The sequence below is a fragment of the Variovorax sp. 20P10.2.4 genome (assembly GCF_058244205.1).
On record NZ_JBZAYE010000922.1, the window covers coordinates 1 to 2,228 of the forward strand.

A 2,228-nucleotide genomic window follows, 5' to 3' on the forward strand; every position below is an offset into this window, starting at 1 on the left:
CAGCACGTCGTTCTGGTAGTGCATCGCGAGCAGCGCGGCCTTCACACGAACACCTGCAGCGCTTCGTGCGCGGCGTCGCAATTGACCAGCTCGACGCGCTTGAGGTGGATGCGCAGCTCGCCCTCGTGGCGGCGCAGCGTGTGCAGCACGCTGCCGCCGAACATGCGCTGCTCGGTCTTGCGCCATTCGAGCAGCACGAAGGTGGAGCGCACGGTGCAGCCGGCCCCCTTGCCCTCTGTGCCCTCCTCACGCGCCTCGATGCCGATGTTGCCCACCACGTGCACGGTGCGCGTGGGCGGCTGCTGCGAATAGGCGCGCGCCTGCTCGAGCCGGCGCGCACGCATCGAGCGCAGCAGCGCGTCCTCGCAGAACAGCGAGGCATGGTTGAGGTGGTCGGCCTGGCCGTGCACCAGCGGCACCCAGTACAGGCCGTCGGGCGTGAACAGGCGCTGCCATTCGTCCCAGCGGTGCTCGTCGAGCAGCCGAGCCTCGTGGTGCAGGAACTGCGTGATCTCCTGCTGTTCGTTCCAGTCGAGGAAGTTCATGCGGCGCTCCCGGTGTCCACGCCCATGTACCTGGCCCAGGCGCCGAACATGTTGCGCGCGGGCATCTCGCTGTTGCCGTTGGAGGCGCGCCCGCCGGGCAGGGGCTGGTCGCGTCCCACGGCGCGGTGCATGCTGACCCAGTCGCCGCCGTTCGAGCCCAGGCCCTCCTGCACCCGGTTGTAGGCCTCGAGGTCGTCGGGCATCACGTTCGACGAGGGCGAGTTGACGATGTTGGTGTATTTCAGCGTGCGCTGGAAGGTGGCCTCGGGCGCGCCCTTGAGCCGGAAGCTGAAGATCTCGACCAGCGTGCGGTCGACCGACAGCGGCCGGATCACGCGGATCTGCTGGAACGAGGTGTGGGGCGAGCAGCTCGGGTAGACGATGGTGTTGTGGCGGTTCACGCGCAGGATCTGGTCGGCACGCTCGGCGCCCTGCGCCGCCTCGAGCGCGGCCACGTAGGCCAGGCTCACCGGGTCGGTCGGCGGCACGAAGATGCCTTCCATGAAGCCGTGGCCGTTGTCGTAGCCCTTGAGCTCGAGCTTCTCCCAGAACTCGAGCGGCTCGCCGTTGCCGTCGACGATCACCACCTCGAAGGGCTTCTGCGTGCCGGCCGGCATGGCCTCGAACTCCTCCTTGGCCGCGCGCCACGACGACTCGTGCGTGGCCACCGCGTGGATGGTGTCGTGCAGGTTCTCGAAGAAGATCTTCCAGTTGTTGCGCTGGATCACGCGCTGCACGCCGCCGGCCACCTCGACCTCGCCCTCGGGCGCGCGGTCGCAGAAGTTGTCGAGCGAGGTCGCGACGCCGCCGAGGAACTCCTTGAGCTCGGGCCCTTCCTTCGACAGGCTCGCGAACACGAAGCCGCGGTGCGTGGCGACGCGCGCCACGTTGCGCACGCCGTACTGCGGGTCCTTGAGGTCGAGCCCCGTGTCCTCGTAGCCGCTGCGCAGCGGCACCGACAGCAGGCTGCCGTCGCACTTGAAGGTCCAGCCGTGGTAGAGGCAGCGCAGGAACTTGCCGGCGCTGCCGCTGCCGTCGGGCACGATCTTGGCGCCCTTGTGCGGGCAGCGGTTGAACATCACGTGGATCTGGCCGTCGGTGTGGCGCACCATCACCACGGGCTCGCGGCCGAGCCGGGTGGTGAAGTAATCGCCGGGCTTGGGCACCTGGCTCTCGTGGCCGACGTAGAGCCAGGCCTGGCCGAACACGCGGTCCATCTCGAGCTCGAAGATCGCGGGGTCGGTGTAGACGCGCTTGTGGACGCGGTCGGGCTGCACGAGGGACTGCAGGTCGATGGTCATGGATGGGTCTCCTGGAATCGTGGGATCAGATGTCGAGCACCAGCTGCGGCGTCCTGGCGCGCGACACGCAGGTGCAGATGGTGCGCCCGTCGGCTTTCTCGCGCGGGCTCAGGTTGTGGTCGCGGTGGTCGGGCACGCCCTCGACCACGTCGACGGCGCACACGCCGCAGTCGCCCTGGCGGCAATCGTAGAGCGGGTCGAGCCCCGCGGCGATCAGCACGTCGAGCAGGCTCTGGCCCGGCGGCACCGTCAGCACGTGGCCCGAGCGCAGCGTGCGCACCTCGAAGGCCGCGTCGCCGGCCTGCGCGAGCGCGCCCGCGAACAGCTCGAAGTGCACGTGGTCATCGGCCCAGCCCTGGGCACGCGCGGTGTCGACCACGGC

The 2,228-nt window shown here is 69.3% G+C and carries 3 protein-coding genes; all 3 read right to left on the reverse strand.

Features of this window, described 5'->3' with window-relative positions:
- Nucleotides 1-41: 41 nt before the first annotated feature.
- Nucleotides 42-545, reverse strand: coding sequence for an aromatic-ring-hydroxylating dioxygenase subunit beta (locus tag AC27VN_RS39430; RefSeq protein WP_203205888.1), 504 nt, complete (start codon nucleotides 543-545; stop codon nucleotides 42-44).
- Nucleotides 542-1,846: an aromatic ring-hydroxylating dioxygenase subunit alpha gene (locus AC27VN_RS39435; RefSeq protein WP_490880210.1), complete on the reverse strand. Its 1,305-nt coding sequence runs from the start codon at nucleotides 1,844-1,846 to the stop codon at nucleotides 542-544. Before AC27VN_RS39435 ends, AC27VN_RS39430 begins: the two co-directional genes overlap by 4 nt.
- Before the next feature lie 25 nt (nucleotides 1,847-1,871).
- A partial coding sequence (locus AC27VN_RS39440) for a 2Fe-2S iron-sulfur cluster-binding protein (protein WP_490880211.1) occupies nucleotides 1,872-2,228 on the reverse strand: 357 nt, incomplete at its 5' end.